Annotated in this window: 21 protein-coding genes and 1 pseudogene; 19 read left to right on the plus strand and 3 right to left on the minus strand. The window is 48.2% G+C overall.

The genetic code is table 11. The features are described from left to right. Nucleotides 1–96: 96 nt before the first annotated feature. The gene (locus MHI14_RS01315) at nucleotides 97–864 is read right to left on the minus strand and encodes a class I SAM-dependent methyltransferase (protein ID WP_091035705.1); all 768 of its coding nucleotides are present in this window, start codon (nucleotides 862–864) and stop codon (nucleotides 97–99) included. A gap of 228 nt (nucleotides 865–1,092) precedes the next feature. Here MHI14_RS01315 and MHI14_RS01320 point away from each other — a divergent pair, with 228 nt between their 5' ends. The 8 genes and pseudogenes from MHI14_RS01320 to MHI14_RS01355 all read left to right on the plus strand — a co-directional run bounded on the left by MHI14_RS01320 (nucleotide 1,093) and on the right by MHI14_RS01355 (nucleotide 13,057). Further along, a complete protein-coding gene (locus tag MHI14_RS01320) occupies nucleotides 1,093–1,521 on the plus strand; it encodes an SRPBCC family protein (RefSeq protein ID WP_256332370.1) in 429 nt (142 codons plus the stop codon). A 240-nt stretch (nucleotides 1,522–1,761) separates the two neighbouring features. Beyond that, nucleotides 1,762–4,857: a hybrid sensor histidine kinase/response regulator gene (locus MHI14_RS01325; protein ID WP_091035710.1), complete on the plus strand. Its 3,096-nt coding sequence runs from the start codon at nucleotides 1,762–1,764 to the stop codon at nucleotides 4,855–4,857. A gap of 99 nt (nucleotides 4,858–4,956) precedes the next feature. After that, nucleotides 4,957–6,120, plus strand: coding sequence for a response regulator (locus MHI14_RS01330; protein WP_091035712.1), 1,164 nt, complete (start codon nucleotides 4,957–4,959; stop codon nucleotides 6,118–6,120). A 36-nt stretch (nucleotides 6,121–6,156) separates the two neighbouring features. After that, nucleotides 6,157–7,503 carry a cryptochrome/photolyase family protein gene (locus tag MHI14_RS01335; RefSeq protein WP_091035715.1) on the plus strand — a complete coding sequence of 449 codons (1,347 nt, stop codon included), beginning with the start codon at nucleotides 6,157–6,159 and terminating at the stop codon, nucleotides 7,501–7,503. Nucleotides 7,504–7,784: 281 nt separating this feature from the next. Beyond that, the gene (locus MHI14_RS01340; protein WP_091035717.1) at nucleotides 7,785–8,960 is read left to right on the plus strand and encodes an acyltransferase; all 1,176 of its coding nucleotides are present in this window, start codon (nucleotides 7,785–7,787) and stop codon (nucleotides 8,958–8,960) included. A gap of 1,583 nt (nucleotides 8,961–10,543) precedes the next feature. Further along, nucleotides 10,544–10,987: pseudogene (locus MHI14_RS01345) on the plus strand (HNH endonuclease); the annotation flags it as partial. 292 nt (nucleotides 10,988–11,279) lie between these two features. Further along, nucleotides 11,280–11,915: a TVP38/TMEM64 family protein gene (locus MHI14_RS01350; RefSeq protein WP_240768203.1), complete on the plus strand. Its 636-nt coding sequence runs from the start codon at nucleotides 11,280–11,282 to the stop codon at nucleotides 11,913–11,915. 62 nt (nucleotides 11,916–11,977) lie between these two features. After that, on the plus strand, nucleotides 11,978–13,057 hold the full coding sequence (locus MHI14_RS01355; RefSeq protein ID WP_341129737.1) for a DUF1835 domain-containing protein: 1,080 nt from the start codon (nucleotides 11,978–11,980) through the stop codon (nucleotides 13,055–13,057). Between the two features lie 273 nt (nucleotides 13,058–13,330). Here MHI14_RS01355 and MHI14_RS01360 read toward each other — a convergent pair whose 3' ends face one another. Then, nucleotides 13,331–13,849, minus strand: coding sequence for a cupin domain-containing protein (locus MHI14_RS01360; RefSeq protein ID WP_341129738.1), 519 nt, complete (start codon nucleotides 13,847–13,849; stop codon nucleotides 13,331–13,333). A 152-nt stretch (nucleotides 13,850–14,001) separates the two neighbouring features. Here MHI14_RS01360 and MHI14_RS01365 point away from each other — a divergent pair, with 152 nt between their 5' ends. After that, complete coding sequence (locus tag MHI14_RS01365; protein ID WP_289390646.1) at nucleotides 14,002–15,003, plus strand: NAD-dependent epimerase/dehydratase family protein; 1,002 nt, start codon at nucleotides 14,002–14,004, stop codon at nucleotides 15,001–15,003. A gap of 166 nt (nucleotides 15,004–15,169) precedes the next feature. Here MHI14_RS01365 and MHI14_RS01370 read toward each other — a convergent pair whose 3' ends face one another. After that, nucleotides 15,170–15,343 (minus strand): CsbD family protein, encoded by a 174-nt coding sequence (locus MHI14_RS01370; protein WP_017691655.1) that lies wholly within the window; start codon nucleotides 15,341–15,343, stop codon nucleotides 15,170–15,172. Nucleotides 15,344–16,025: 682 nt separating this feature from the next. Here MHI14_RS01370 and MHI14_RS01375 point away from each other — a divergent pair. The 10 genes from MHI14_RS01375 (at nucleotide 16,026) to MHI14_RS01420 (ending at nucleotide 25,465) form a co-directional block, all read left to right on the plus strand. Further along, nucleotides 16,026–16,472, plus strand: coding sequence for a DUF1641 domain-containing protein (locus MHI14_RS01375; RefSeq protein ID WP_017691658.1), 447 nt, complete (start codon nucleotides 16,026–16,028; stop codon nucleotides 16,470–16,472). A gap of 24 nt (nucleotides 16,473–16,496) precedes the next feature. Then, a complete protein-coding gene (locus MHI14_RS01380) occupies nucleotides 16,497–17,678 on the plus strand; it encodes an NAD(P)/FAD-dependent oxidoreductase (RefSeq protein ID WP_036606574.1) in 1,182 nt (393 codons plus the stop codon). A gap of 317 nt (nucleotides 17,679–17,995) precedes the next feature. Continuing rightward, entirely contained in the window at nucleotides 17,996–18,640 is a 645-nt protein-coding gene (locus MHI14_RS01385) for an SDR family oxidoreductase (RefSeq protein WP_127550365.1), read from the plus strand. Between the two features lie 55 nt (nucleotides 18,641–18,695). Further along, entirely contained in the window at nucleotides 18,696–19,451 is a 756-nt protein-coding gene (locus MHI14_RS01390; protein WP_339311339.1) for a response regulator transcription factor, read from the plus strand. Then, entirely contained in the window at nucleotides 19,448–20,824 is a 1,377-nt protein-coding gene (locus MHI14_RS01395) for a sensor histidine kinase (protein ID WP_127550369.1), read from the plus strand. Before MHI14_RS01390 ends, MHI14_RS01395 begins: the two co-directional genes overlap by 4 nt. A 78-nt stretch (nucleotides 20,825–20,902) precedes the next feature. After that, entirely contained in the window at nucleotides 20,903–21,703 is an 801-nt protein-coding gene (locus tag MHI14_RS01400; protein ID WP_338589214.1) for a PepSY domain-containing protein, read from the plus strand. 242 nt (nucleotides 21,704–21,945) lie between these two features. Continuing rightward, the gene (locus MHI14_RS01405) at nucleotides 21,946–22,575 is read left to right on the plus strand and encodes a PepSY domain-containing protein (RefSeq protein ID WP_341129739.1); all 630 of its coding nucleotides are present in this window, start codon (nucleotides 21,946–21,948) and stop codon (nucleotides 22,573–22,575) included. A gap of 144 nt (nucleotides 22,576–22,719) precedes the next feature. Further along, complete coding sequence (locus MHI14_RS01410) at nucleotides 22,720–22,902, plus strand: hypothetical protein (RefSeq protein ID WP_249913732.1); 183 nt, start codon at nucleotides 22,720–22,722, stop codon at nucleotides 22,900–22,902. A 34-nt stretch (nucleotides 22,903–22,936) separates the two neighbouring features. After that, nucleotides 22,937–24,445 carry an RICIN domain-containing protein gene (locus MHI14_RS01415; RefSeq protein ID WP_445670320.1) on the plus strand — a complete coding sequence of 503 codons (1,509 nt, stop codon included), beginning with the start codon at nucleotides 22,937–22,939 and terminating at the stop codon, nucleotides 24,443–24,445. Nucleotides 24,446–24,679: 234 nt separating this feature from the next. Then, complete coding sequence (locus MHI14_RS01420; protein WP_047840868.1) at nucleotides 24,680–25,465, plus strand: ABC transporter ATP-binding protein; 786 nt, start codon at nucleotides 24,680–24,682, stop codon at nucleotides 25,463–25,465. Nucleotide 25,466 lies beyond the last annotated feature (1 nt).

Raw genomic sequence — 25,466 nt, forward strand, 5'->3', positions numbered from 1 at the left:
ATCTTATATAGTAAAAAAAGGCCACAGCATGGGTTAAACCTCATGCTGTGGCCTGATTTTGGATATTGAGAAGCATATGCATCCAATTATCGATGACTACGTTCTTCGAGTTGCTTCGTATACGAATTTTTGATTGGACTGTGTAGGTGGCTGATTCGGGTTAAAGTCGGCGTATACTTTAATATCAGAGAAACCAATGTGTTCGAGAATTAGGCGTAACTCTTCTATGCCGTACCAACGCAGGGTAAGTTGTTGCAGCTCCGTAGCAACAAGAGCACCCTGATGCCATTGTTCGTAGCGAATTAGACTCACTTTGTACTGTTGAAGAAGGTTCACTTCAATGGTTGTCACTTCTACCGTGATCGTATCACCATCGGGTAATGGAACGGTTGATGTTTCTACAGAAGAGGGTTGTGTCACATCGGGCAGAAACAGATCAAACACGAGCTTGCCGCCAGGTTCTAAATGCTGAAATAGATTACGTAATACGCTAATCGATGCCTGTCTGTCTTGAATGAGGAGCAGAGAACCTCCGGGAATGATAATTGCCTCGTATCGATATGGAAGGTCAAGCTTCTCCAGATCGACAACGAACAGCTCAGGCATGGGTAATGCCCGCTCCATACAACGAGAAAGGCAAGAGTCAATCATATCCATTGAATAATCAATTCCATCCACCGTCAAGCCTGCTTCAAGCAAAGGAATGAGCACTCGGCCTGAACCAGACATGGCTTCAAGGATACGTCCTTTGCAGCGCTGAAGATAACGGAGATAAAATTCAATGTCTCCTCCCAAGGAGTGTCCCACAGGTTTCGTTAGATCATAAACGGCGGTGCATAATGGACCGTAATAACTGAATGACATAGTATAGGTGTCCCCCACATTTTGATATAATGAATTGCAAATGTGGAAGGGAAGTGAGCGGGATTATCCCTTCCGGCAACGGTTGGAAATGGATTTTTCAGAGCAGACTATCATAGGAATCACGCACCTTTTATGGAATATGTTCCAATTATAGGGTGGGTACAAAGCGGAGGTCAAACTTTTTAACCAGTAATTATACGAACAGATATGTCTAAGGAGATGATACGAATGGATACATCATCAAGTTCATCAAGTGCACTGCCGGATATCCGACAGGAACTAGTGCTCCATGCACCTGTAGAGGAAGTGTGGGAGATGGTCTCAACTGCGCAAGGACTGAAGGCCTGGTTCATGCCAGGTAATCTGGAACCCGTGGAAGGTCATGAGTTTATATTGGAAGCAGGCCCCTTCGGCCAATCACCCTGTCAGGTGACGGAAGTTCTTCCGCTGCAGAAGCTGTCATTTCGCTGGGGTAAGGACTGGACGTTGACGTTCCAACTGAATGAACAGCCCGAAGGTACGGATTTCACACTGATTCACAGCGGTTGGGATGCGGATAAACTGACCGAGTTTGGACAGGCCCACGCTATCGTACGCGAACGTATGGAACAGGGATGGGCCGGAATCGTTCAGAAGCTTGCCCAAGTTGTTAAATAAATCTTCATTCAATCAACCCCAGGCCATTTCGCCCGTTCATTCCGGTGAAATTCGGCCTGGGGTTTCTTGGTGTACCAGGAGCTGGCGATAACAGATAGAGATCCTTAAAATTATAAGGAAGTTGACCGATTATGAGACGGAAACTATTTCCGTGAGCACCAGAAACGTGTAACATGAATTATAGTTATAAATCGACAGAATTAGACGTCTCTCGCCATTGTGGATGGAAGGAATACATAGATGAGAAAACACTGGATTATGCTGACCATAAGTTTCATATGCATTGTCATTGTTCCGCTGGGCTGGATCGCCCAGACGTTAATTAGCGAGCGGAGTAACCCCCAGGCTACGGATGGAAAAATTGACCTGACCCAATGGGACTTTGATCGCAAGGGTGCAGCGTCTCTAAAGGGTGTCTGGGATTTCTACCCTGGGCAGTTGCTGAGCCCGGCAGATATTGAAGCAAGTGTATCCGGTCGCAAGCCATTGCCGGCTTCGTCGGGCACTCAAGTTCCTGCCCGATGGAACAAATCTTTGGGGCAGGCCCATGGGTATGGAACCTATCATTTGCAAGTTCAGCTTACACCCCGGACGATGAAAAACGATTATGGTATACGCACGCAGAATATACGCATGGCCCACCGGGTATTTATTGATGGTAAAGAGATTGGCGGCAAAGGCCTGCCAGGAAAGACCAAGGCGACAGATATACAATTAAATCTGCCCTTTACAGGATTCACGTCCATTGAGGGCAACACGGCTGACATTATCATTCAGGTATCAAATTATAGTTACTCGTCTGGGGGCATTGTAGCGCCCATTTTGTTTGGAGACGAGCATAGTATTCTGAAAAGCCAGCAACAAGGTTGGCTCAAGGATCTGATGGCCTTATTCGGTTTTATCTTGCCAGCCGCCTTTTTTCTACTTCTGTTCAGATTACGACGTACGGAGAAGGAACTTCGTTTTCTCGGATTATTCAGCCTTTCTGGTGCGGTGTACGCTCTGACACATGGGGAGAAGTTACTGGGTACGTTTGTACCGTTCCTGACCAATAATGAGATACTTCGTATTCAGCTCCTTAGTTCAGCCTTTGCCTATTACTTTTTGCTTCGGTATATGGATGCCCGTGTGCCAGGAGCAATTCATCAGTGGTTTGTTCGTTTGGCTGTAGTGTTAATCGTTACCCAGGCCATTGTAGGTCTTACGCTCCCTCCAACACTTTTCTCGTCTCTTGAGCTTCCCATGTTACTGATCTCGCTTGTTGTCATGTTTTATACGCTGCGAGCGATGTTCTATTGGTTGAAAGGACGGCCGAATGACAGCCACTTTGCACTGGTGAGCATGATGAGCATACTCATGGTTGTTGTCTTGTATACGCTTGGTGCGTTCACTACCCTAGACACAGCGTTCTTTGCGCTGATTGAACTTTTATTATTTGTATTTGCCCAGATGATTGTGACCGCAATCCGCTTCGCACAATCATTCCGAGACGTGGAAGCCCTGTCGGAGCGTTTGCTGGCCATCGACAGCCTGAAGGACGAGTTCATGGCGAACACGTCTCATGAGTTGCGAACGCCCCTGCACGGCATCATTAATATTGCGCAATCCATGTTGGAAGGGGCGGCCGGAGCAGTCACGCCCAAGCAAGCCAAAAATCTGTCCATGATTACTTCAACCGGCAAGCGCCTTTCACTGCTGGTTAACGATATTTTGGATTTTTCCAAATTAAAAAATAGTGAGATCGAGTTGAAACGGGTACCTGTTGATCTGGAATCCGTTGCTCGTACTGTGGTTGAAGTCTCAGGTTTCACGTTTGAGGATAAGCCAGTTATATTGATTCAGCAATGGCCCCAGTCGTTGCCACTTGTTGAGGCAGACGAAGATCGCCTCCGACAAGTTCTGTATAACTTGCTGGGTAACGCGTATAAGTACACTGAGCAGGGTGAGATTCGATTGTACGCCAGTGTTGAAGGGGATTGGGTGAAGGTATCGGTTGCTGATACAGGGGTAGGCATTGCCTTGGACAAACAGGAGGATATCTTCCAGGCGTATGAGCAGAGTAACGGCACGATCGAGCGATTGAATAATGGAACCGGACTGGGTCTGAGTATTACGCGAAAACTCGTTGAGCTTGGCGGTGGTGAGATCTGGGTTGAATCGGAGCCGGGGCAAGGTTCGACCTTTCATTTCACTCTGCCTGTTATGAAGTTGCCGCTGCTGCAAACTCATTCGAAACCAGCTGCCGCCCGATATGTTGCTTCACAGGGGGCAGGGGCGAAGGAGCTTGTGACAAGAGAGTCAGATGAGCAGGATGATCTTACGGAAGCGGAGCATACGATTCTGATTGTAGACGATGATCCCGTCAATCGACAGGTATTGCTGAATCTGTTATCGACGGAACGATATCGCGTGCTCGCAGCGGACAGCGGGTCCACTGCATTGAAACTCCGTGAGGAGTTCCCGTCCATTGATCTTGTTATTACGGACTGGATGATGCCTAAGATGTCCGGGCTTGAGTTATGTCGCAAACTGCGCGAGCACAGTTCCTTGTCGGAGTTACCGATTCTGATGCTGACCGCCCGCGGGTTGCCTGAGGATATCAAACACGGATTCCAGGCGGGAGCCAATGACTTCCTGAGCAAACCGGTGGATGCTGGTGAATTGCGCGCCAGAGTTCGGACATTAATTGAGATGCGGAGTTCTGTGCAGGAAGCTATTCGTACCGAAATGGCCTTTTTGCAGGCCCAGATTAAGCCGCACTTTCTATATAATGCACTCAATGTCATTATTGCGACCTGTGCAGTGAATCCGGACAAAGCAACCGATCTGCTGATTGAATTGAGTCATTACCTGCGCGGAAGTTTTGACTTCCAGAACAGGGAGCAGCTTGTTCCTTTGACCAAAGAGCTGGAATTGGTGGAGTCATATGTGCATCTGGAACAGGCCAGATTTGAGGAAAGACTGGTGGTCGAGTATGAGGTGGAATCGGACGTGCATCTATATCTGCCACCTCTCAGTATTCAGCCGCTTGTGGAGAATGCCATTCGCCACGGCGTGATGGAGCGGGCAGCCGGCGGGACAGTTCACCTTAGGGTTTTCAAAGAGAGCGAGCATGTAGTCGTACAGGTTCAAGATGATGGAGTAGGTATCCCTCCTGAGCGTATGGCTCAGGTCAAGTCTGGGCGCACCGAAGGTCCGGGGGGTGTCGGGCTGCAAAATATAAACCGTCGCCTGATGTCACTCTATGGTCAGGGACTGGAGATTCATAGCCATGTGGGTAAAGGCACGCAGATCCGATTCCGTATCCCTGTGCAAAAGGTGGATTATTCCAATTAGTGTGCCGAGTTAAGCAATTATGGTTAACAGACTAATAAGCGGATGCCGATAAAATCGGTATTCCTATTGAATCTTTCATAGCAGGAGGCTAAAAGAACGGTGAGAGCCATTGTGATCGATGATGAGAAGCCAGCGCAGCTTCATCTGGAGCGACTACTACGAACGGACGGAAGAATTACACCCGTGCAATGTTTTTCAACAGCTCGTGATGGTCTGCATTTTCTGGCAAAGGAACGTGTAGATGTTGTATTTTTGGACATTGGAATGCCCGAGATGAATGGCCTGGAAGCGGCTGAATATATACAGCAATTGGATCAGAGTATTCGTATTATCTTTGTTACGGCATATGCGGACCATGCAGTGGAAGCATTTGAGCTGCATGCACTGGATTATGTACTGAAACCGGTAAGCTCCGCCCGATTGGCCAAAACCGTTGATCGAATCGCGGGCATAATGTCGCATCATTCCCAAGTTGCAGCCACCGTCGAGGTAAAGGGATCGGAACCCGTACCTGTGGAGTTGGATACTGAAGTTCCGGGGCTGCTCACGTTCAAACATCTGGATATCTACAGAAGTTTGGATCAGGGTGCCAAGAAACATAAGTGGCGCACAACCAAATCACAGGAATTGTTTGCTTTTTTGTTCCATCACAGGGAAGAATGGGTAAGCAAGGAGATTTTGTTGGATAAGTTATGGGGTGATGTTTCCCAGGAAAAGGGATTAACCCATCTACATACATCCGTGTACCAGATTCGAAAGCTGCTTAAGGAATGGAACATGACGGGCAAGCTGGAGTACAATATGAACCGTTATCGTCTGTTAGCAGGCAATCTGGTAAGTGATGTGGACCAATTTGAAAAATCCATGGTCTACAACGTCATCACATCAGACAATATCGATGACTTGAGGCATATGATTCCGCTTTATCGTGGCGATTATCTGGAAGAGCATGACTATCGTTGGGCACAGGCCAAAGCAAGGGAACTCAGACGCAAGTATACAGGGCTGGTTATGGATATCGCGAGATGGGACATGGAGCATGGTCGTGGCAAGGAAGCGATTGAGCAATTAACGATATTGCAGGAACGGGAGCCTTATTCGGAAGAAATCTGCCGACTCATGATGGAAGTGTATGCATCCATGGATGATCAGCAAGGCATACTTCGTTTATATCATACATTTACATTGACATTAATTGAGGATCTGGGGTATCAGCCCGAGCCCGAAACAAGCAGGTTATATCAGAACCTGACGGACAAATAAACGTATGTAACGTAAGTTCAGACAGGAGGGTGAGGCATGAAGCTATTCATACACCGCAAAGACTTGCGTACGGATGATCTGGCCGCATTCGATTATTTGCGGGAAAACCAAGAAGAGAGTGTGCATGTTCTCATCTATGATGCATTCCTCCTGCGGCAAGGCCGAGAGAAGGAACACAGCGGTGTGAATTTCAGGCAGCATGCAGCGGAATTAGGCAGACGTTATCTTGAAGCCAAAAGAAAACTGCATGTTGCTTATGGCAATCCAGCTGAAGTGGTTGAATTCATCTTGAACGAATTCAAAGGTGAGATTAACGAGATTGTGGTCCATCGGGATATGACGCCATATGCAATCGAGCGGGATAGGGCCATACGCAAAGTCAGTGAGGCGCACGAGGTTTCGTTCACACAACTGACGGATCATCTGCTGATGGATCTGAATGGATTTGCCAATTTTACAGGCAAGTCGGAGCCATATAAGGTATTTGCGGCTTTCCATCGGCGGTGGGTGGAATTCATGAATGAACATCCCAACCCTCCTTCGGCAACAACGGTTGCAGAGTTGAAGGTGAGTGATCGTCAGATTGAATGGCCGGATGCAATGCAGGTACCTCCGGAGTTGCTGGAGGGCAGTGGTTCGAATGACGAGGACCCGCATCTGCTATTGGATCAATTTTTGTCGGATCGAATTGCTGAATATGGGGATCATCGGGATGAATATGAGGCTTACGAGCCGAGTCATCTCAGTTCTTACGTGGCTGTGGGGGCTGTATCCATTCGCAAGATGTATGATGCGGCGAGTCGCACGGCAGAAGCGGGGGAATGGATCAGGCAGTTGTGCTTCCGCGACTTCTATCTGTATCGTGCAGTTTATGAGAGTCACTATTTTACATATGAAAAGGTGTACGATCTCTCGGCTCTCCATAATGATCACTTTGAACGGTGGTGCAAGGCGGAGACAGGCATTCCGATTATTGATGCAGCGATGACGGAACTGAATGAGACCGGACATATGCCAAACCGGCTGCGAATTCTCACGGCGATGTTTCTCACCAAAAACCTGCAATGCCCGTTCACCTTGGGTGAAGCCTATTTCAGGCGCAAGCTGCGTGACTATGATAACATTCAAAACCGTGGTAACTGGTTATGGTGTGCCTCGCTTGGTGAGAATGCGGCTCCGTATTTTCGCGTGAATAATCCGGTAACACAATCCGAGAAGTATGATCCGCAAGGTGATTATATTCGCAAGTGGTTGCCTGAATTGAAGGATCTGCACAGCAAGGACATCCATCAGCCGCGCAAGGATGCCATTGTTGATCTGAAGGCATCGAGACAGGCAGCTATTGACGTGTATAAACAGATTCTGGCGAGTCGTGGGAAGTAGACTCGGTCAGGGGCGTGATCATGCCCAAACCCAAATTCACCATTTTCATCCTGTTGATCCAATATTCATTTGGTTGAGAGCAGGATGTCCCACAGACCGCGTACTCGCGGTCTTTTTTACATATATAGACATGAAAATAGTGTGAAATGTGTTGAAAATTTAGGAATTGTTAAGAAAATGGACTATCCATCTTAAGCATTATGGCTTTTAATAGATAGAGAGCTTTATTGTATTAAGTCATATCTGACATATTGACGAACACATTAAGGAGAAACGTAAACATGAGTGAAACACTGAAAAGAGAGCGAATTCCAGAGCTGAATCTGGTGCGTGCCATGGCAATTATCGGCGTACTCTGCGTGCATTCCACGTCTTATGCGACGGTGGACATGACGGGTTCAGGCTACTACTGGCTGTACAACTTTATTAATATCTTTATGAAATATGGTACGCCAACCTTTATTTTTATGAGCAGTTTCGTACTGTTCTATAACTATTATTCCCGTCCGCTGGATAAGAAACTCGTAAGTAACTTCTACAAGAAAAGATTTGTGTATATTTTGCTTCCGTATTTCCTGTTCTCATTAATGTATTTTGTGTTGCTGCATTTCACGCATTATCAGGGCCGACCTTTCGGCGAATCGGCAGTAAGTTTTATCACGAAATTGTTTACAGGCAAGGCTTATACACATCTGTACTTTGTATTTATTAACATGCAATTTTATCTGTTATTCCCATTGGTGTTATGGTTGCTTAAGAAGTATCCTTCTGTGGTGAAATGGTCTGTACCGATTGGACTATTGATTCAATGGGCATTTATCGTAAGTAATAAATATGGATTCCAGGTACCCAACAAGGGAAGCTGGGCGTTCTCATACTTCTCTTATTTCATGCTGGGTGCTTTTATCGGGGTATATTTCCCTAAAATCAAGCAATGGTTTGTCATCAGTCGGGCCAATGCAACCAAAGGACGCGTAGCTTCATGGATTCTGCTCTGGGCGGTATGGATCATTGCCGGACTTGGCCATGTGTATATCTATTACCTGCTGCGTCTGAAGATCGCAACGTATAACACACTGTGGTATGAATTCTTCTGGAATGTGCATACCTTTGCTTGTGCGCTGGTACTTATCCAGATTGCCTATCTGCTCTATCGCAAAGGGCCTTCACTCATCGTCAAGCCGCTGAATCGGCTTGGGGCATTGTCCTTTGGCATCTATCTGATTCATCCATTCTTCCTGCTGGTGTATCGGAATTATCCACCTCAAACAGGAGTATCGTGGTTAGTGCATCTGTGGTATGCCGGAGGATTCGGTGTAGCTCTAATCGCTTCGTGGATCGTCGTTGGATTGACGGCAAGGTTTGTTCCATATGCATGGGTCATCTTTGGCAATCTGCCAAAACCCAAACCACGTCTCGTCCCACAACAGAACTCGGGCCAACTGGACGTTCGTTAAGATGGTTTTCCAACACAGGAATAATAAACCGTTTCTTGGTCGACCTTAGGGGAGAGCAGGGAGCGGTTTTTTTTGTATATAAAGATATGCGTGATATGGGGAACGAGTGTTTCTTTTTCCTATATGAGGGGTAATCATAAGGCGGAACGATAATACATTATGGATAACAGGATTAAGGTGAATATAATGACAACATGCGAAAAATGCGGGAGACCGATGCAGGATATATTGGAATATGTGGAACACATTCTTCACGAATGCAGTGAACAGACACAGGAGTATAACTCGAAAGATTATCAGGCCTATGGCCATGAGGGTGTTCACGAGCAGATGTGATACAATAGAAAGAAACCGGATTCATACGGAACCGAGGTGACAACATGGAGACGGGTCCAGCCCCTTTCCGGCAAGGAAAGACGGAACAAGAAGCGCGACTGAGCAAAACGTGTATGTATTGCGGACAACAGCGGCCGATGTCCGAATTCCGGCGCAGAACCGGAAAGCGGGCAGGTCCTGGAGCCAGGCGGGGAGCCTGCCGCAGCTGTCGTCAGCTCGGTGGACAGGCTGACCACGATGCAGGTTCAAGCGTGAGCGGGCAAACGAATGAACGGATCGGGCATCAACGGGATGGCTTGGAGACACGTGCTGTTACTGCCAGACCCTCTGCATCTGCAAGAAATGAGGCAGGTCGTACCTCTCATGTTATGGAGCAGGGAACTGCTACGTTGGCTGAGTCTGACAGAAGTCTGGTGTCTCAACCGTCAGTAGACTCGTCATCTTCGAATGACGATGAACGTGCTGACTTGGTTACTTCCTCTCCCTCTTCTTCGGGTATTCGGAAGAAGAGGAGAAGACGGAGGAAGAGCAAGCGATCAGAGAGCATAACGGGCAATGAGCTGAGAGAGACGAGTCTGGAGCAGGATGGTTTGGCAAGTGAGGTAGGACATGAGCCACAGCCAGGCGAGCGCTGGCGTGGGGAAGAAGGGCATTCGCAGGAGGGTCATGCTGCTGCGAATGATAAGGGCACTGCACAGCGGGCTGGCGCGCGAGCAGCTGCTGCAGGGCAGGCCGCCGAGCAGACTGCGGCGGCCCACCAAGCTCTGCTGCCGGCTGAGCCGCAAGGCCCGGCAGCAGAGCCCATGGCTGCGGATCAACCGACCGCAGCCAAACGCAAGCGCAAGCGGCGCCGCAAGCGTGCTGCCGCGCTCGCGCCCGGCGCAGGGCAGGCCCGCAGCATAGCTGCTGAGGCCCATGCGCCGGCCCTGAGCGACCGTGGCGATGCTACCACGGTCGCTGCACCTACGGCGGCGGAGGCACAGCCTGCCGCCACCGGGCGCGAGCCCGGGCAAGCGCCGGGGGCTGCTGCGGAGGCAGGGCCTCCTGCGCCCGTGCGCCAGCCTGGCTCGCCAGGGGCCAAGCCGCGCCAGGCGCGCAAGGAGCGTGCGCCCAAGGCGAGCGGCGAAGACGCTGCCCGCGGTGCATCCGGGCAGCGACCCGCCCATGCCAGCCGTAGTCACGGTGCTGGCACGGATGGCCGCCCCCGCCGCCAGACGCCGTCGGCCCCGGTCGCTATCGACCCGGAAGATCCGGCTTCGCTCCGGACCAACCGGCAAGGCATGGTACGGATGCGAGGCAAGACAGACAAGGGTAGGCGCTGGCATCAGGAAGTGGACATGGAGCTTGCGGTCACGCTGGTGAAGGAAAAAGCCGCTGTGGTGGTCAATCGGTACACGATTCGCCGATTGTTCAGCAACAAGGATTTCAAGCGGTATATTTTAACCCGGGATCACTACACTTGTTACTTCTGTGGATCATATGGAGATACGATTGACCATCTGCTGCCGCGTGCCAAAGGTGGACATACCACCCCGCTCAACTGTGTCTGCGCCTGTAATCTGTGCAACCAGTCCAAAGCAGCGATGGATGCCGAAGAGTTCATGCGTTCCGGTATTCCCGAATGGAATGCTGCACATCAGGCAGAACTGATTGAACTGGCAATGCAGGAAGCGCAGCTGGAAGAAGGATAAATACCCCCAAAGAAGGATCGGGGTTTCGATATGAAGAGCACACCAAGACCACAAGAGGTCGAGGTGTGCTTTTTTGATTCAATTTTGATTTGGGTGGGAAGTGAGTTTGCTGTGCAATAATTTCTTCAAATTGACAACGGTGTTCATCGAAGATGTACGTTATACTGGGAGGGAGTTACTAAAGAAGCTTCATCATCCATATGAATGATGAAATGTATAGTGAACATCAAGCCTAAGAACTTAGACTGTATAGATTGGATGGATGCAGATGACCCCGGCAGCATTAGACATTATGTCATATATTACGGAAGAAAATATTCGTTTCTGGCTGGAGAAGTTTCGCTCCCTGGGCCCGTTACCGGGAATTTTGCTTACGTTTATGAAATCATTTGTACCGCCGCTTCCCACGCTGTTGATTGTGGGCGTGAACGGTGCGGTATATGGTCTGTGGGCAGGGTTTATATATTCATGGATCGGCATGGTGCTCGGTTGTACCGTTACGTTCCTGATTGTGCGGGAGATTGGGAAATCCGCCTTTGTAGAGCGATGGGCACGCAAACCTCGTGTGCAACGCAGCATGGTATGGATTCGAAGGAATGCATTCAGTTATGTTTTTCTGCTGAGTATCTTCCCGGTAGGTCCGTTCGTTATTATTAATGTGGCGGCAGGTATCGCGCGAATGCGATTGTTATCCTTCCTGCTTGCGGTGGGCTGTGGTAAAGCGATCATGATTTTCTCTGTTACGTATATCGGTTCCAATGTGGAACAATTTCTGGAGCACCCTGTACGCTGGGTAGGCGTATTACTGTTCATCGCGGTGTCCCTGTGGGCAAGCCGCAAACTGGAGCGACACTTTACCCGGTCATCGTCAGATGGAGAAGATCTACATGATCTGAATCAACCCTCTGGAAAATCGATTTCCTCATAAAAAATGATCAGTACGCAGATATAGGATGTCAGTAATCCCGTTAGATCGAAGGAGGACCCAGCATGAATGATAATATCTATGCATTCAGCCGAACGATAAATCGTATGAGTGAAGATGAACTTCGTTCAGTACTGCGTGTGCTCTATATGAAATCAGCACACGTGGTCAAGCGGCAGGAAGAGCAAGGCGAAAAGGTCGATTTTGCGGAAGCGGTACAGTCACTGTTTCGGAATATGGGTACCCCTTTTGATCTGGGGCGTCTGGAACAACAAGCTCTTGCCGAGGTCGACAAGCCAAATGAAATTCATATCACGTTTGGAGATTCACCTCTAAGTAGTCTGAAAATGGGGATGAGTACATTACCTGATCAGGAAAAACGGAGTTTTTTCTCCATGGATGATGATTATGCTGTGGGTCCGTTAGGTGATCTGACCCATCGTGCAGCTTTGCAACGCAGGCATCTCTGGCTGACCGAACGAATGTGTCTCAATGACCGTGAGGCATATGCCTTGCATGAACTGGAATCATTATTTGAGCTCAACGCCACAATACAGTCCTTTGATTCCAAAACGTCAATTATCATATGGTATTCGAATAATGCACATGAGAAGACGGGACTGCTCTATGCCATACATCTATTGCGGAGCAGTGAGAGCCCCATATATCTTATCGAAACGAGTGGCTTATACCAGCAATTATTCAATACACCTGACGCTCAATACGATGTGCTCCACACAGGCGAGATCCTTCCCGAAAAGCTTTTGGCGATGTGGCACGTATGCTCTGAGCAAGAGCCGTTGTCCAAGCAAGAGCGCCGCCAACTGGAGCAGGATTGGCTGGAGCTTTCGGCGCAGCCTGGGCTATTACGTATGATGGAGAATGACGTGATTCGGAGTCTGCCTGAAGATGCGTTGGATGAGTACATCATGCAGAAGGTGAGTGAACTGACACCGAACTGGGAGCCAGGACAATATATACGAGCAGCTCGTATTGTGGGCGAAGTGATTGGTACGAGCAGTCAGCATATTACTGCTGCATTCGTGGAATACCGGCTGCGACAACTGGTGCTGCAAGGCCAACTTGAAATGGATGGGAAGCCACTTGCAATGAGGTATTACAGTGTTCGGCTTGCCGAGCGCTGAAAGTGACAAGGTATGAAGCGCACAGATAGAAAGTAAGCGACGAGATCGCAAAGTTTGAACTAAGACGGAAGATTTGAGCAGTTCCTTGCACAGACAGGAATATGATCACGAAGTATCTCTGTTACCAGCTGTTCAGATTTAACACTTAAATAGACTGTTCCCGATGAGTAACTCCTACTTGTCCGGGGAACAGTCTATTTTTCATCCTTGATTACTGAACCAGCTTCGCTTGTGCATTGTCCAATAACATTCATCTTTATGATCATCATTGTATTAAGATTTCTTCCCATTCCAGATTTCTAGTAGCGGTCCGTGATGCCCATAGACCGGATCGGTATTCGGGATCGGAACCTCTCGGATTTCCTGAATAACCTTGGCACGATCGTCTTCTTCACCTGTGCATGTGTTGTAACTCATACCGCCCGGATAGGCACCGGCAATACGAAAATCAGTGCTGGACTCCAGACGTGTATGCCCTGTTCCAGCGGGAAGCACGACAACGTCGCCTGTTTGAAGGTAAACTTTCTGACCATTTTCTCCGCCTAAAATCAGTTTCACGAATCCACTCACCACAGCAAGAGCCTCATGAGCATTACTATGATAATGATGATAATTGAACACACCATTCAACCAGCTATTTCCCCATCCATTACGGTTCAGCAACGATTCTGCATGAAGAGCCTCTTCAGCCCATACATTCTTATACAAAAGCACAGGCAGGGTCGGATGATTGGGAATTACACCGTCATCCTGAAGGAATAACGTCTCTATGTCCTTTTTCCGTTCATTCATCTCACATCACCTCACTATAAATTACCCTATAAACTCAAAGACGAACAAAAAACAATTGTAAAGTGATACAAAATGTATCATTTTAAGGTTATACTCAGTACATATACTCTCTTCAATGCACTCGTTGTATAAATCGCAAGGGGGAATCGTGTGTGAACATTGTTATTACAGGGGCTTCTGGATTTGTGGGATTTAATCTTTCACAGTATTTGGCGCAAAAGGGGCATCGAATTACCCTTCTGGATCGGGATGATTATTGTCAGAGGCTTGTTCATATCTCTCCTCTGCACGAGATGCCGTTCATCTGTTGTGACCTTGCATCGGACCGGATTCATCTACCTCCAGGAACAGATTACATAATTCATCTGGCGGCCATGCCACACGTGGATTATTCGTATCATCAGCCAGGGGAAGTTTTCCGCAATAATACACTCAGCACACAGGCTATCCTGCAATATGCTACGGAACATCACATTCCAGTCTTGCTGGCTTCGTCCGTTGAAGTGTATGGCGGCGATTGGGGCAGAGTCTATCACGAATCAGATCCATATGCGCCCGTCTCTCCTTATTCCGCGTCCAAAGTCGCGTGTGAAATGCTTGCTCACTCTTACGCTCAATGTTACCAGCTTCCAGTCAAACTTTTTCGTTTGACCAACCTCTATGGTCCATGGCAATTACCAGACCGTATTATTCCCCGAAATTTTGGTCGGATGTTGGACGGACTGCCTCTGGATATCCAGGGATCGGCAGTGCGTGATTTCTTGTATGTAGATGATGCCCTCCGGGCCATTGAACAGATCATGTTGAAAGGCAAAGACGGACAGGTCTACAATATATCGACAGGACTTGGAACAACCATGCAGGAGATCGGGGAGATATTGAAACCAATGGATCGATCCTTAGCTGCTGTAGAGATTCGGGAGCAAGAACCAACCCAGTCCAGAGGGTCCAGTCTGGTCGTGCATTCAGGCAGATTACGGGCGGAATTGGGATGGTTACCTCAAACCACATTGGAAAAAGGATTGGAAAAAACCTTCCGTTGGTATCAGGAACACCCCGAATGGGTCAGACAGTTCAGCCGTGAATACCATACAACAAGGGAAACGCGCAGTTTCATTATCGATATGGCAAGATACGCAGTTCCAGCCGTATAAAATACACAAAAAAAGCCAGGGAAGGGTGTATTGAGTAACACCTTCCTTGGCTTTTTTGCGCCTCCGTCTCATTTTCGGATAGCTTTCGAACACGGACGGTCAGGCTATTTTAAAACAATCTATTGCACGAAATCTTCGTGCTTTCTGACTTTTGCATCAAAAGGATCTAGTGATCTCTTTTAACGTCGGCAATTTTATCCTGTACAGCACCTTTGGCTTTGTCTTTTTTACCCTCAGCCTGAAGGGATCTGTTATTGGTTGCATTACCGATCTGATCCTTCACTTCGCCTTTGGCCTTGTTTACGCCTGCTTTGATTTTATCGCTAGTTGAATTACTCATATCAAACATCTCCTTCGTTTCTGGTGTAGTCCTTATTAACCGGGATGTCTGCATTCTAAACGCATAGGGTGTGTTCCAAGTTTTGCATTCGTGACGCAAGAGGTTCATACTTGAACAAGAAATGATGTCATTTCAGGAATAAGGCTGCACCCCTAGCTGCATAATAACGACAGTGACCAATTTCGTTGCATGAAATTCATGGTTTTGGAAAACAATTCCTGAATCATTAGTTGAAAAAATCCTTCCTTGTGTACATATCGCACATATGGTCATATGGGATCTTGTCTTCATACCACATGTGGTAGGATGACCGATCTGGGACAGGAGAATAATCGATTTAATCCGACCGCAATGCTTGACAAAAAAATCGATTTTGCTACAATGTTCACAATATCTTCACAAGTGTAAAAAATTTCTTTTTCATGTTCATGTGTAAGAGGTGTAATATAAGGGTATAGAGTTCGGTTTCGGCCTGCTTGTCGTTTTGTGCGTCAACACATGTTGTCCGCAATAGATCCAAGATACAATGCATGATATGGGAGTGGCCCTGAGCTACGCTCATCCTATTGTGTGAAATTTGGTACATTTAGATGTATTCGATGTATTTTTTGGTTCGGCTCTGCTTGACAGGCATCATGAAAGTCGCGGACTTCTATCCCAAAGTAAAGGAGGACTTTCTCTTATGTCACAATCGCCTACTCAACAAGAGGTGCCAGTTACAGAAGGTGCCAACGTTTCCGAGCGCCAGTCCTTGGACGTTCTGGATCAACTGATGAAGCCTGAGGTACAGGAGTCTTTAACCGTTCTGGTGGAGAACCTGCCTAAATTGGCTGAAATGGTTACTGCTATGACGAAAGCTTATGACTTTGCACAAAGTGTAGCAACAGACAAAGTTCTGATCAGCGACACAATGAGCGCAATGGGCGAGTTCGCTAAGCCTGTTGTAGACAAAGCTAAAGGTGTAGCTTCTGCTGCTATCGAAGCCAATGACCGTGCGCAAACAGAGCAAACTTCAGTTGGCTTGTTCGCTATGCTGAAAATGCTTAAAGATCCAAACGTACAACAATCGCTTCGTTTTGCTCAATCTTTCTTGAGCATCCTGAACGAGCGTCAACAACCGAAACGTTAAGACTTAGAAGAACGGAGGATGGATATGTCGAAGCAAATTTTGATCTTGGGTGGAGGATACGGCGGTCTGTTGACTGCATTGACTGCACGTCAATACTTGTCTCCGGAAGAAGCGACAATTACTGTCGTGAACCGTTACCCTACACACCAAATTATCACGGAACTGCACCGTCTTGCAGCGGGAAGCATTGCTGAACAAGCGGTTGCTCTTCCACTCGAAAAATTGCTGCGTGGCAAAAACGTGAACTTGAAAATCGATACGGTGGATACAATCAAGCCGGACGAGAAGAAAGTTCTGATGACCAGCGGCTCCACATACTCTTACGATGCACTTGTCGTTGCCTTGGGCAGCGAAACGGCATTCTTCGGAATTCCAGGATTGCAAGAGTACAGCTTCACGCTCAAATCGGTTAGCGATGCAAACCGTATTCGTGCACACGTTGAAGCACGTCTTGATGCTTACAAACAGTCCGGCAACAAAGCAGACGCTACGTTTGTTATTGGTGGCGGCGGCTTGACAGGTATTGAGCTTGTTGGCGAATTCGCTGACCTGCTTCCTGCAGTATGTCAAGAAAAAGGCATCGACTTCAAAGAAGTATCCCTGTACACAGTTGAAGCAGGTCCTTCCATCCTGGCAGGATTCCCGCCGGAGCTGGTTGAGCGTGCTAAATCAAGTCTTGAGAAACGTGGCGTTAACTTCATCGTTGGCGTAGCGATTACCGAGATGAAAGAAAACGAAGTTCTGCTGAAAGACGGCAGCTCCATCCCTACGAACACACTCGTATGGACAGGTGGCGTACAAGGCAACGCTGTTGTTGCTAACAGCGGAATTGAAGTGGATCGTGGCCGTGCGAAAGTTACGGAAGTTCTGCAATCTACTTCTCACAAAGACGTGTTTGTTGCTGGTGACAGCGCAGTGGTCTTCCCTAGCGAAGGCGCTCGCCCTTACCCTCCAACAGCACAATTGGCTTGGCAAATGGGTGAGACTATTGGTCACAACTTGGGCGTTATGTTCAAAGGTGGCGCAATGGAATCCTTCACACCAGTATTCTCCGGTACGCTGGGAAGTCTGGGTCGTAAAGATGCTGTCGGCATGATCGGTGGCAACCAGACTCGTCTGAAAGGTCTGCCTGCAACCATGATGAAAGAAGCAAGTAACATCCGTTACCTGGCTCATATTCACGGTTTGTTCGCACTGGCTTACTAATCTTCATGCCATTCAAGGGCGCCCTTTTGGGCGTCCTTTTTGGTTGTCACCATTACAAAGAATAACAGATAATCAGATGGAAAAAAGGTGCGACAGAAGTGGTCGATGTGAGGTGGCGTATAAACCACCTAGGGTATATGGCATATTAATGGGACAACGGAAGACGTCACATTTCATAGAGGTACTGAACGGGCATGGACATGAAGCCGGCGCTTAGAAGCGCCGGCTTTCGTTTAAATTATAGGATGAGCATCTTTAAATAAAAGGAACGGGGAGCAACAACAAGCCATCCGTTCAACTGAGAGGAGAAATGACGTATGAACGTTTTAGTTATAGGAGCGAATGGGCAAATCGGTAAGTTTGTGGTGGAGCAGCTGGCACAGGAAGGCAAACATAAAGTAACGGCTATGATCCGCAAACCGGAGCAGGCGGATGCACTGAAGGAACTTGGTGCAGATGTGGTGATCGGTGATCTGGAGGGTAGTGTGGAGGACTTGGCTGAGGCAATGAAGGATCATAATGCCATTGTGTTTACGGCGGGTTCTGGCGGATCTACCGGTCAGGACAAAACACTGCTGATTGATCTCGACGGTGCGGTGAAAACGATGGAAGCCGCAGAGCAGCAAGGAATCTCCAGATATATTCTGGTCAGTGCGTATGGCGCAGATCAACGGGAGAAATGGTCGGAGTCCATCAAGCCTTATTACGTGGCGAAACATTATGCGGATCGTGTGTTGTTTGCAAGTGATCTGAATTACACAATTATTCGCCCGGGTGGTCTGAAGAATGAACCGGGCACAGGCAAGATTGCAGTTGGAACCGATCTGGAGCCGGGAAGCATCCCGCGTGAAGATGTAGCCCGCGTAATCGTGGCTTCTTTGCAGGAAGAGAAGACGTACCGAATGGCCTTTGATCTGATTGCCGGGGAGCATCCGGTTGAAGATGCCTTGGGCAAATTGTAGATGTTATTGTAAGATAACGGGAGAATGAAATGATGGGGATGAGGGGGAGCGCTGCATGAACGAAGCCGTGCTGGTCATAGAGGATGAGCCCAAAATAGCACGTCTGCTGGAACTGGAACTACAGTATGAGGGCTATCAGGTAGGCAAGGCTGGTAGTGGAACAGAAGGACTGGAGAAGTATGCAGAAGGACAGTGGGATCTGATTCTGCTTGATGTGATGTTGCCTGGTCTGAGTGGCATTGAGGTGTTGCGTCGAGTTCGGGCCAAAGACGCTACAGTACCGATCATTATGCTCACTGCCAAAGATTCGGTAGAAGACAAAGTATCTGGCCTGGATCTCGGAGCCAATGATTACATCACCAAGCCGTTCCAGATTGAAGAGCTGCTTGCCCGAGTTCGAGCTGCATTGCGGCTTAGTGCAGTGGCGTCGGTTGCTTCTTCCGCTTCTTCGTCTACACCTGCTGATACGGGGAATGACTCTTCTGGGCATCAGGATGAAGCTGAGGCGGGCTGGTTGACGGCTGCCGGGTTGAAACTAAATGAAGGAACGCGAGAGGTATCCCGAGATGGTGTGGCCATTGAGCTTACTCCACGTGAGTTCGACCTGCTCGTGTATCTGCTGCAGAATCAACGTCAGGTGCTCAGTCGTGACCAGATTGTGCAGGCCGTGTGGGGATACGATTATTATGGAGATACCAATGTGGTGGATGTGTACATCCGTTATGTGCGCAAAAAGGTGGATAACGGATTCACACCACCCTTAATACATACCGTACGGGGCGTAGGATACGTCCTGAAGGAACAGTTATGAGCCTGCGCAGTAAAATCTACGGGTATTCGTCTGTATTATTTGCTGTGCTGTTAATCGCGGTGAACTTGTCGGTCTACATCGTGTTTGAACGGATGTCGATTGATAACGAGGTTAATCGGGTGGAAGCGGAAGCGGAATCTATTGTCAAAGGAGTGCGTCAGTCTGCCGGCTCCATTCCGCCGGATGACTTGTTGCGGGCCTACGCGCCTGTGAACGGCATGCTTCGGATCGTTAATGAAGACGGCACCAGTTCCCCGGTGACAACAACAGCAGCTTCCGAGCAGCTGAGCAAGCTACCTTATAAGTACGAAAGTGAGAAGAAATCCGAGTATACCCAAGTAGAACAGATTGGTTATGTGTGGGTATCAGTCCCGGTCATCTGGCCTGATGGCGAGGTGGTGAATGTACAGGTCACTGAGAGCATTGCAGAGACGGAGAATCGTCTGTCTGTACTTCGGACTGTGCTTGTGGCGGTCACGATTATTGCTCTGATTCCAGCCATTATCTCCAGCCGGATTCTGGCGAATCGGATGACCAGACCGATTCAGCAGATGACACGCACGATGAGTGACATTCAGTCCAGCGGCCAATTCAAGCGTCTTCCACTGGAGGAAGGGTCGAAGGATGAACTGAAAACGATGGGACAGACGTTTAACCGGATGATGGATCTACTCGAATCCAACTTTGAACGACAAGAACGGTTTGTATCCGATGCATCACATGAGCTCAAAACACCGCTGACCATTATTGAAAGCTATGCCAGTCTGCTACAGCGGCGAGGGAAAGAGCGGCCCGAGGTATTTGATGAAGCGGTGGAAGCGATTCTGTCCGAATCGGTTCGCATGCGAGAGATGACCGAGCAACTGCTACTGCTCGCGAAGCAGCCAGAGCAGTGGAATGTACAGTTGGAGCGTGTGGATATCACGAGACTGGCTACAGACTCCACACGTGCGTTTCGCGAAGCCTATCACCGCGAAGTCCGGTGTGAAGATCCAGGTTCAATCTGGGCGATCAGCGATGAGAGCAAGCTGAAGCAACTGTTATTTATTTTGCTGGATAATGCCCGGAAGTATAGTGAAGATGCAATTGAAGTCAGGCTGGAAGCCAAGGGGCAAGAGTGCCGTATTCGGATCGTGGATACCGGGATTGGTATGCGGGAGGACGAGCTGGAGAAGGTATTTGACCGATTCTACCGGGTTGATCCGGCCAGAACACGCAGTTTAGGCGCAAGCGGTTCAGGTCTGGGATTGTCACTTGCCAAAGAGCTTGCAGGAGCAGTTGGAGCACGGATCGAACTGACCAGCACCGAGGGTGAAGGCACCGAGGCTTCGATTATTTTGCCTTTATCGGTTCAGAACGGGCCGCTCTCATGAAATTCTCATTCTTCTCTTATATACTGATAAGCATCAGATCAACTGGGGATGATAAGAGAGTGCATAGGGGGAAACGTGATGACAGAGCATGAGCAGCGACCACCGGAGATGAAACGGCATGAACAAGGGAACAGCGGATGGGCCAAATCGCGAAGATCACTTTGGTGGGGTTCAGGGCTTCTCGTTGTGCTGATTGTGGCGGCTGTTGTGTGGTGGAAGCCGTGGCAATCGACTGGTGCGGTACTTACGGCGGATGCGGCGGCCCAATCCGTGCTGGATCAATATCCAGGTGAGATTGTGAATTCCACGTTGAAGGACGGCACGTATATCATGCAGCTCCGTTCGGAGACCGGACTGTATGACGTGCAGGTGGATGCCGTCACGGCTACCGTGAATTCCATCAAACGGCTGGAGTCGAACCCACAAGCGGAAGAGAAGACGTTATGGAGCCGCGAGCAGATCAAGACGGCGTTGTTAAAACAACAAACAGATAACCAATTGGTCTCGCTTGAACTTGTGGAGCAGCAAGGCAGTCCGGTATACACCGCGGTCGTGAAGGCGAAGGATAACAGTCGTGAAGAACTCACGATTGATCCATACACGGGAGAGACGATAGCTTCCAAAACAATAGCAGCCCCGACAACTGAACCAACCAAGGATGATCCCAAACCTCAGTTTCTGAGCGAGAAACAAGCCAAGCAGAAGGCACTTGCGGAGGTCCCGGGAGAAGTGGACGACATCGAACTGCGTGGAACCAACAGTGGGAATCCATATTATCTGGTTGAAATTGATCTGGAGGATGGCCGAGAGGCTATTGTGCAGGTGAATGCCATCTCAGGAGCAATTCGTTCGGTGACTTGGGATGAGGACGATGATTAACCTTTTGCAAAGAACCCATTAAATATAGTTATAGTGTTAAACTGCTTTAGAGAGATGATTCCTAGTTTAGGGGTCATCTTTTTCATTTCTTTTAGATTACATACATAATGAACACTCATTAAATGAGCATTCTCTTCATTTTCTCATCAAATTCTAATCTAACTCTCGCTGATCTCTCATTCCTGCAGGTTATTCTATAAATGTAGACGAGAACGAAAACAACAACGAGGAGATGAATGATGATGATGAACAAACATAAACTATGGATTGGTAGCTTGTCAGCAGCAGTATTACTTGGTGGATCAGCCGTAGCGGCTAGCGGGAATGTGAACGGACAATCGGTGCAAACTACACCAACGTCAACAACACAATCTGCAACACAGAATCAGAACAGCACAGGTAAAATGCTGAATGCATCACAAGCAAAAGCGTTGGCGTTAAAAGCAGCCGATGGTAAAGTGGATGACGTGGATCTGGAGCGTAGAAACGGCCAAACGTTCTATGAAGTTGAGATCGACAGAAAAGGAACCAATGATGTTGTCGTTCGTCTGGATGCTTATACAGGCAAAATTCTTGCGGTCGTGAATGATGAAGACTACGATGATGACGACGATTATAAAGATAATGTGACAGGCAACACATCTAACAACTCTGCTTCCAAGCAGGTCAAATTGACGGCATCCCAAGCTTCAAACATTGCGCTGAAACAAGTTACGGGTGGTAAAGTAACCAAAGTCGAGCTGGATCATGATGATGGTCGCTATGTGTATGAGATCGAACTGAGAACCGCTCAAGGTGAAGCAGATGTAGATATCGATGCCAACACAGGTAAAGTGTTATCGTTCGACCAGGATTTTGACGACCAAGACTAAGCAATAAGGGCGAGAGTACGCCGATAAAACATCATATAAAAACCTGCCTATCAACAGCCGCACACAGCTAGAGATCGTTACATCATGGAGGGGCAGGGCAGGTATAGCAGAGGACGCTTCGGGGGAAGCGTCTTTTTGCTGTTGATGAAGAGAATGGAGTATGAAATTGTACATCTTCCGCCGGATTGTTCACTATCCGAGCAGGAACGTGGCGGATACAATCGGAATCAAGGAGGTGAATGCCCAGCCAATCTTGCCAAGAATTCTATTGCTAAAATGCATCATCGATCGGAGGCAGATGAGACATATCGATTTTATTTTATGTAAGCGCTTCACAAAAAATATGGAGGTGCATTACGATATGGCTATGAACGATGGATGGTTGAAAAAGAATACACATTCACGTCGCTTTACCCACCGCTTAAGTTATTTGCTTGTGTTGGTTTTGGCGCTGCAATCAATAGGTATGCTGCTCGCACCCGGACCGAATGCTTCAGCTGCTCCGCTCAGTGTAACGAACGGGATACAGTTCAAGGATACCAATGGCAATGTCGTTCATGCTCATGGGGGCGGGATGATCAAGGCAAATGGGTATTATTACTGGTTTGGGGAGAATCGTAATACGAATGGAACGTTCAAGGCGGTATCGGTGTATCGTTCATCGGATCTGAAGAACTGGGAGTATCGCAATGATGTGCTCACCAGCAGCTCGGCAGCCGAGTTAAATATCTCCAACATTGAACGCCCGAAGGTCATCTATAACAGTTCGACTGGCAAATATGTGCTGTGGATGCACAAGGAGAATGGTCTGGATTATGGCGAGGCCCGAGTGGCCGTAGCTACTTCGAATACGGTTGATGGCAACTACACGTATGTGGGCAGCTATCGTCCACTTGGGAATGATTCCAGAGACATGACGGTGTATAACGATAACGGAACCGCTTATCTGATCTCCGCGACCCGAGTGAATGCAGATCTGAATATATATAAGCTGACCCCGGATTTCCTCGGTGTGGAATCCCTTGTCACAACACTGTGGCCCGGACAATATCGTGAAGCACCTGCCCTATTCAAAAAAGACGGCGTCTACTTCCTGATCACCTCGGGTGCCACTGGCTGGAATCCGAATCAGGCGAAATATGCGACAGCCTCCAGCATTACAGGCACATGGAGCGGTCTCAGTAACTTTGGAGACAGTACAACGTATGGTTCCCAATCCACCTATGTTGTTCCGGTAGAGGGTTCACAAACAACCTCCTATCTCTACATGGGTGATCGCTGGGCTGGAGCGTGGAGCGGACCTGTGCAGGATTCCAAGTATGTCTGGCTGCCACTTTCATTCCCAAGCGCAACCAGTCTGGCGATGAACTGGGCCAGCAGTATTACGATTGATACAGCAACAGGGATCGTGACCGGAGTGAATACACCGGATGTATGGGACCCGAATGCTTCATATCAGCTGATTAGTCGTAAAAGTAACAAGTTGCTTAATGTCATCGGGGGTTCTTCCGCCAACGGTGCGGATCTGGAGCAGCGAGCAGATGGGGGAACAACAAGTCAACAGTGGCAGATTACCGATGCGGGTGGCGGCTATGTCAAAATCATCAACCGTTCCAGTGGTAAGCTAATCGGTGTGGAAAATGGTGCCACGACCGATGGGGCTGTCATTGAACAGTGGAATGATGGCGGCTGGGCCAGTCAGCAATGGCAGCTCGTCCATGTAGGTGGTGGTTATTATAAACTGAAGAACCGCAGTACAGGCAAGGTCTTGGACATCTCCGGTCAATCTTTGGCAGATGGTGCTGCGGCCATCCAGTGGACGGATAATGGGGGTACGAATCAGCATTTTCAGATTGTTAAGGTGCAGTAAGACGTTTTAAATATTATAAAATAAGGTTCAACATAAAGTGGAAGCCCCTGTCTCTTACCATAAGGTGGGACAGGGGCTTTGTGATGTATTAGAGCTTGTTACGTGATGCTCTTACTCGAAAGGGATATCCAGTTGATGGCTCATATCGTGACCTATTTCCGATCATTACCATCCCAATCTGTGGTAAACTAGTAGAATTGTAGAAAAAGATAGAGACAGGAGCTGGATAACGAAGTGAGTGAACAACAAGTGCTATCCATTGAAAGCTTACGTATGAGATACAACGGACGTTATGTGCTGAACGGCATCGATCTGGAAGTGAATCGCGGTGAGATGATTGGATATATTGGTCCGAATGGGGCTGGCAAAAGTACAACGGTTAAGATTTTACTCGGGCTGGTTGAAGGATATGTAGGCACGGTGCGAATCTTTGGTAAAGATATTGCGGATGGGGATGTAGAGTATAAGCGCAGAATCGGTTATGTTCCGGAGGTCGCGGAATTGTACGAACAATTAACGCCTGCGGAGTATCTGACTTTTACGGGGGAGTTATACGGCATGTCCTATGAAGATGCAGATTACAAAGCCAAGCTATTGATGGATTGTTTTGGACTGGAAAAATCATATCATTCCCGCATTGCATCCTTTTCCAAAGGTATGCGTCAGAAAGTGCTGTTAATCTCTGCGCTGCTGCATGACCCGGATCTGTTGTTCCTGGATGAACCACTCAGCGGATTGGATGCCAACAGTGTGATGGTGGTCAAAGAGATTTTGTCACAATTGTCAGCCAAAGGCACAACGATCTTCTATTCGTCACACATCATGGATGTGGTGGAGAAGATCAGCAGTCGAATTGTACTGATCGCTGAAGGACGCGTGGTGGCAGACGGTACGTTCAAGCAGCTCCAACAGCAGTCCATGGAAGGGACGTTGGAGGAAGTATTCAATCAATTGACGGGCTTCAATGAGCATAAAGCCATTGCGGAGCGTTTTGTATCGATTGTGCAGGAGGTGTACTGAT

Source organism: Paenibacillus sp. FSL K6-2393 (assembly GCF_038002545.1).
Classification (GTDB): Bacteria; Bacillota; Bacilli; order Paenibacillales; family Paenibacillaceae; genus Paenibacillus.